5 protein-coding genes and 1 pseudogene are annotated in these 6,909 nt (G+C 41.3%); 5 read left to right on the top strand and 1 reads right to left on the bottom strand.

The window, feature by feature from the left end:
- From MKY52_RS30185 to fabZ, 4 genes and pseudogenes are all read left to right on the top strand, one after another.
- Positions 1-440: phosphotransferase-like protein (locus tag MKY52_RS30185; RefSeq protein ID WP_341055586.1), on the top strand; the 440-nt coding region annotated here is incomplete at its 5' end.
- 331 nt (positions 441-771) lie between these two features.
- On the top strand, positions 772-1,755 hold the full coding sequence (locus tag MKY52_RS30180) for a phosphotransferase (RefSeq protein ID WP_341055584.1): 984 nt from the start codon (positions 772-774) through the stop codon (positions 1,753-1,755).
- Positions 1,756-1,946: 191 nt separating this feature from the next.
- Positions 1,947-2,926: pseudogene (locus tag MKY52_RS30175) on the top strand (DUF3626 domain-containing protein).
- Positions 2,830-3,240 (top strand): 3-hydroxyacyl-ACP dehydratase FabZ, encoded by a 411-nt coding sequence (gene fabZ, locus MKY52_RS30170; RefSeq protein WP_341055688.1) that lies wholly within the window; start codon positions 2,830-2,832, stop codon positions 3,238-3,240. Before MKY52_RS30175 ends, fabZ begins: the two are co-directional and overlap by 97 nt.
- A 316-nt stretch (positions 3,241-3,556) precedes the next feature.
- Here fabZ and MKY52_RS30165 read toward each other — a convergent pair whose 3' ends face one another.
- On the bottom strand, positions 3,557-4,516 hold the full coding sequence (locus MKY52_RS30165; protein WP_341055583.1) for an AraC family transcriptional regulator: 960 nt from the start codon (positions 4,514-4,516) through the stop codon (positions 3,557-3,559).
- Positions 4,517-4,689: 173 nt separating this feature from the next.
- On the opposite strand from MKY52_RS30165, the gene MKY52_RS30160 reads away from it, so the two are divergent.
- On the top strand, positions 4,690-6,801 hold the full coding sequence (locus MKY52_RS30160) for a glycoside hydrolase family 52 protein (RefSeq protein WP_341055580.1): 2,112 nt from the start codon (positions 4,690-4,692) through the stop codon (positions 6,799-6,801).
- Positions 6,802-6,909 lie beyond the last annotated feature (108 nt).

The raw sequence follows: 6,909 nt of genomic DNA, 5'->3' as shown, positions 1-6,909 counted from the left end.
TTCCAGATGAACCTCCAAGAGAAATAGATCATCAAGTTGTCTCACAAATACTTGATGATTCCATATTCTCAGTGTACCATTCGACAATTAAATTGTTATCAGAAGTGGGTTTTAATGTAATAGTAGATACCGTAATCGACAATGACAAGAGGTTTAATGAGTTTCTTGATCAATTTTTCGATCAGCCTACGTTATTTATAGGTGTAATATGCTCGAAAGAAGAACTCATAAGAAGAGAGCAAGCAAGAGGAGATAGAAAAATTGGACTAGCAGCTTCACAGTTTAGCAAAGTATATTGCTTTGATGAATATGACCTCGAAGTAAATACTGAAGAGATGAATCCAAAAGAATGTGCCGAAAAGATATTAAGTTTTATTAAGTCCAATAAGGAATACTCGGTATTTAAGAAATTAAGTAAAAGAAATGTTAGTGTTTCCTAGTAGGCGTATCCATCAGATAACACCATATTCCAGCATTGAGGCTATTGCCTCTCGGTTTGCCCGAAGGATTTCGGAATTAAGCTAACGGGAAACGATAGTTCGATTAGACATAAGGGCAGCCGATCCATGGATCGGCTGCCTTTATTCAACTAACAGGCAGGATAGCGTAGTGATAGCTTTTTTTGGTATCGAAAGCACTTAAACCCCAAATGATTATAATTAATTATTATAGATACAAATAATTAGTAAGATAGTAAAATTTACAATTGATCATTACCTGATTAGGATTATGAACTGATATATGATCAAGAAAAAATTGAGGAGTAATGCGATGTATACACAACCTACTGTCTTACGTTCAGTCCTAGATCCAAAATACTTGGAATACTGTTTGAGCAAACATTATGATATCGGGCAATGGATTGAATGTTTGTATTGGTTACGAGGATTAAATGATACTTACAGGGTGCGAACTTCTAATGGATTTTACATACTTCGTGTTTACCGCCTTGCAATTAACGAAAATGATGTAGCGTATGAGTTATCCTTATTAACTCAATTGAAAATTGTCCTTAACTCTGTGGACACAAAAGTGTCGGAACCCATAGCAAAAAAAGACAATAGCTTGTATACCGTTCTAAATGCACCAGAAGGGAAGCGAATTGCTGTAATTTTTCGCTATCTCAATGGCACGGAGAACATACTTCATGACGAGGCATCATGCTTTACCTTTGGAAGATCAGCTGCCGAACTGCATACAGCAATGGATCAAGTTATTCTAAACCAACCGCGATACGAGTTGGACACAAATTTTCTCATCACTCAACCATTGGAACGAATTGTTAACTACATTGGTGAAAAAAATGAGGCAGTACCATTTCTACATGAATTTACGAATGCATTGAAAGAACAAATCCTTATTGCTTCTAGACAAGGCTTGGATTGGGGGTTATGTCATGGAGATATGCATGGAAATAATAATGCATTCAAAGAAGGAAGCTATTTTACTCACTACGACTTTGAATGGTCTGCTAATGGTTGGCGTGCATATGATTTGGCACAAGTTCGGGCTAGAAAGCGTCAGTTAGAGGATCAAAAAGAACCTTTATGGAATGCGTTAATCTCGGGTTACCGATCTGTCAGAAACTTCTCGGCACAAGATGAAATGGCAATAGAACTATTTGTTATAGCTCGACGCTTTTGGGTGATGAGTCTAGATGTCGCTTTTATCGAAAGTGATTCTGGTGCTTTAGACTATTCAGATGATTGGCTTGAAGGTTTTATTGATGAATTTAGAAACTTTGAAATTGTGTAAATGAAATATTATTATTAATTCTTACTAACGGGACAAGATAGCGCCATGAGAACAGGCTGCCAGCATAATTGGCAGCCTGTTCTGCTCAACGGGCAGGATTGAATGGTAGATAAGTTGAATATTATGATAAGTTATTGAATATGCGATATTTGATAAGCTTGATGCCAGAGTGTATCAGGAAGGTGATGTAAATGTCAGGTAAGAGAGATTTGTCAATTTCACAACAGTTGGCAATTGAAAATATTACACAGAACGCTAGAACCCGAAAATGCGAAGCTCAAAAGACAATAAAGGAAGTTCTTCAGCTGTCAGATATCCCTTGGAGTACATTTGAGGATACCGTGCTTAAGGTTTTCAAACGCGAGGGTCGCGCTGCATTTTCATCCTGATCGGCCAATTGCGGACATGAAAAGTGTGGCACAGGCATTGCTCGAGCAGGGGATCTATAAGAGTCAGTTTGAAACTCACATTTCCAATGGCAGTGTATCTACTTATCAAGGCGGATCACGGGATCTTTGGGAGAAAAAGATGTTTGGAGGGGATTATCAGTTAGATGGCGTGACGAATAGCCAGCGCCCGAAGTACGAGGCGCTAGTTTTAATGTTGCACCCGGATGGACCGGCTCCGCGGTTTGGGTCATGTTACTTCCTACTCTCACCGAAAGTCTCCTATCACTGTACGTACACTTATTTGGATTCACATCAAGATCCCAAGGAAAAAGGCACTTATGCTGAGTTTGATGACATTTTAGCAGCGATTTTTAAAGATACATTTATTCGAAATAATGCCATCGGCGAGAAAAATCTGACACCGGAGAAGTTGATTGAGCATCTGTTGTATAATCTCGAACAACCATTCAAGGATCCTTCAAAACGAAAGTCCAATCGAAACCTAGACCACTATATTGAAGCCCAGATTCACGATGATATCATATTAAATGATGACGTAGAAATGCTTGTTGCCGATCCTTCGTTCAAAGGTACTTACATAGGAGATGTATTAGAACAATTATGCTTAAAGTAGTAATCCTGCAGTATGGAGCGATAGAGGGGCCTATGAAGAGGTGCTTCAGGAATTAAAGAGATTATTCCTCATCGAAATCCATTTCTCTTGGTTGATAGGACATTGGAAATTAATGAGGGGAAGAGAGCTGTTGGAATTAAAAATGTAACAATTAATGAACCTTATTTTCTAGGTCATTTTCCTGACTATCCTGTTATGCCTGGAGTCTTAATTGTAGAAGCACTGGCACAGATCGGTGGAACCGCGATGTCCAACGTTGAAAGCCGCCATCATAAAATAGGCTTATTAACGGGTATTGATAATTGTCGTTTCAAACGACAAGTAAAACCAGGAGACCAACTCCTTCTTGAATTTGAGGTAATTCGAATTAAGGGACAAATTGTCAAAGGAAAGGGAGTGGCCATGGTAGATAATGAATTGGTATGTGAATCTGAAATTATGTTTGCATTCAGTTCGATTTAGGTTGTAAACTTACAGTCTGTTTAGCTTCAGAAGCATAACCGGTCAATAGATCGGATTTATCATAAGAAACAATATAACAACGATACAAAAGAAAGTATTAATCAATATGACGAAGTGTCTAAATTGTATTACACAACTCGCTCAAAGAAAAAACAGAATAATCAAAGGGTCTGAGTCAGCAGCAGGAAGTTTGTTCGTCATGCTAGAACCTTTATGAAAGATTTTCTTAAACCACAATACGTGTTGGATTAACTAACAAAATATAACGAATTCCATAGACGACGATCACCTTTCTGAGCGCTATTGGCAAGAGATCTCACTTAGTGGACAGTGGGATTTTGTTTATGTTTGTGTTTGATTTTTTATGCGAATTCGGATTCGCAGTTAAACGGCGATACCCCATTGGCGGGAGACCTGTCCAGCGTTTGAATTGCTTGCTGAAATGGGACACATCACGGTACCCCAGTCGTTGAGCAACCGATTCGACAGATAGACTATTATCCATCAGCAGCAGTTTGGCGTGTCGAATGATTAAGCGGGATAAATATTGCCTTGGTGACATCCCATAGATTTGATGAAAAGCACGATTACAGTGAGTAGTGCTATATCCGAGCTTGGCAGCAATGTCCTCAATACCGCCACCTCTTTCGCCTGTGCTGGCAGCGGTGGAGACGGATTCCTGCAATAGTCCTTCAATAGCGTTAGCCAGGGCAACTGTATTTTCTGTAGCTTCTGTATCTGATGGGAGAGGCATTTCCGAAAGCACCCAACCGCTGAGCGCGGTCAGAAGCTGCAGTGAAGCATGCAGTGTGATCAAGCGATTTCTATGTGTGTCTTTAGACTCTGACAAGATGGAAGAGTTAATGATTACATCTAGCGCGGAACGGATGGCCAGCAGTTCGGGGGTGTTCCCGCTGAGACTAACAGCATCTGCTGTAAGTAAGGCACGCCGCAAAATCAGGTCATCAATATCAAAATGCAGGCAGTAATAAGTCATGTCACAGTCAGCATTTGAACCCATACTACTATGCTCAACACCGGGACGAATGAATAAAATATCGCCGCTTTTCTGTATAAAAGACTTATTGCCTACCGTCATTTGTTGCTCACCTTGAAGGACAATATTAATCTCAAACATCGGATGAGTGTGTACAGGATATTGCCAATCCGAATTTACTTTTCTCCAATGTGCGGCGAAGATATGAAAGGCTGCTTGAATGTCTGGTGACATCTGACCGTCAATAGAATTATGGAAGGCGGGATCATTCGAGATCATTTCAATCCTCTTTTACAATAAAATTTGGCTTAATTATATCATAGGTTGTTATCGATGTTTGATTTGCCCAAATAATAGAAGGCTTTAGCCCTGTTGCACTTCCAGAAATATCGATAACATGGATATATAGCCCGGAGGTATCCGGGATCATGTTGGAGGGAGTGCATTTATTTATGTTACATAATAAATTTTTTAATGCTCATCATTCACCGATCGGTGCATTTGCGAGTTTTACCTTAGGATTTAAAGGAGCTAGTGGTGGTTTCGATTTGGAGATGGCCAAACCTCCTAGACAGAATATATTCATAGGATTAGAACGCACTGATGGGAAAGGGTATGACACACTACCATTTCACGAGATTGGCGGAGATGACGAGAGCAAACGCTATGACATCGAGAATCCAGACCCCAATCCAGACAAGGAGAATATTCTGTTCCCTTTTCAAGATCGTGAGATTTCTAGAGATTTTCAAGTAGCTACAGACAGCTGGAGTGCGGGGGATCTGACCTTCCGGATTCTCTCGCCAGTTCGATCAGTACCAGATCCTGAAACTGCGTCTGTGGAAGAAATGAAGGAAGTGTTGCTGCCAGCAGTACTGGTTGAGCTCGAAGTGGATAACACCTCATCAGCTACCTCACGTCGCGCGTTCTTTGGTTTTCAGGGAACAGATGTGTATAGCGGAATGAGAAGACTGGATGATGTGTCATCTGAAATTACAGGCGTTGGACAAGGAAGATTTATTGCGATTGCTGCCGAGAAAGGCACTACAAAGTCCGCACTTCATTTCACGATGGAGGATATTCTAAGTGAGGAGCTTCAGGAAAATTGGACCTTTGGACTGGGTCGCGTGGGTGCTTTAATCATGGATGTTCCAGCCGGAGTAAAAGAAACGTACCGGTTTGCGATTTGTTTTCACCGTTCGGGTTATGTTACCTCTGGTATGGATGCTTCCTATTACTATAATCGCTATTTCAACAATGTTGAGGCAGTAGCCGAATATGCATTAGCTAAATTCGATGTTCTTAAACAAGCAGCGGAGAAGGCTAACGAGATGATTAATCATGCAAACCTATCCGAAGATCAAACCTTTATGCTAGCGCATGCGATTCGTAGTTATTATGGTTCCACACAATTACTGGATAATAAAAATAAGCCGTTCTGGATCGTCAACGAAGGCGAATACCGGATGATGAATACCTTTGATCTGACCGTCGATCAGTTATTCTACGAGCTGCGTCTGAATCCTTGGACGGTTCGTAATGAGCTGGATATGTTCGTAGAAAGATTCAGCTATGAAGATACGGTACGTTTCCCTGGGGATGATACAGAGTATCCAGGTGGAATTAGCTTCACACATGATATGGGTGTAGCCAATGTAGTTTCACGTCCGGGCTATTCCTCCTATGAGTTATATGGCATTGATGGTTGCTTCTCTCATATGACACATGAACAATTGGTAAACTGGGTGCTGAGTGCGGCAACTTATCTTGAACACACAGGTGATCGGAGCTGGATGGAACGTAATCTGAGTATCTTGGAGAAGTGCTTGGATAGTATGTTAAATCGGGATCATCCAGATCCTGAGCAAAGAAACGGTGTTATGGCGCTAGATAGCTCACGTACGATGGGTGGAGCAGAGATTACTACCTATGACAGTCTGGATGTCTCTTTAGGTCAGGCTCGCAACAATATTTACTTGGCAGGAAAATGCTGGGCGGCTTACTTAGCTATGGAGAAAATATTTGCAGAGTATGAACGTGCGGAGCTGTCCAAAACAGCAGGGGTAGGGGCAGAGAAATGCGCCGCAACGATGGTGGCAAGCGTTACAGCAGATGGATATATCCCGGCTGTGATTGGAGAAGGTAACGACTCCAAGATCATTCCGGCTATCGAGGGTCTTGTATTCCCATACTATACGGGTTGTAAAGAAGCTCTTGATCGCAATGGACGGTTCGCCGCATATATCAGCACACTCGACAAGCATCTTCATGCGGTGTTGAAGCCGGGCGTTTGTTTATTTGATGACGGCGGTTGGAAAATCTCATCCACTAGCAATAACAGCTGGCTTAGCAAAATCTATCTCTCGCAGTTCATCGCCCGCAACATTCTGGGACTGGAATGGGATGAACGCGGAGCGGCAGCAGATCGCGCTCACGTGGCATGGCTTACCCATCCAGAATTATCGATCTTCAGCTGGAGTGATCAAATTATTTCCGGGGAGATTACAGGCAGTAAATATTATCCTCGTGGAGTAACAGCGATATTGTGGTTGGATGAGAAGTAGGGATTTGGAGTTTCATTGAATAAATGGCAAACGGACCTCTTATTAGGGGGGCGTTTGCTTTTTTTTGTTAAATTATGAATTTCTTTTTTTGATTTATATTCCCAAAAC

The sequence above is a fragment of the Paenibacillus sp. FSL P4-0184 genome (genome assembly GCF_038004625.1).
Lineage (GTDB): Bacteria > Bacillota > Bacilli > Paenibacillales > Paenibacillaceae > Paenibacillus_AQ.
This window is presented reverse-complemented; position numbering and strand designations above follow the sequence as displayed.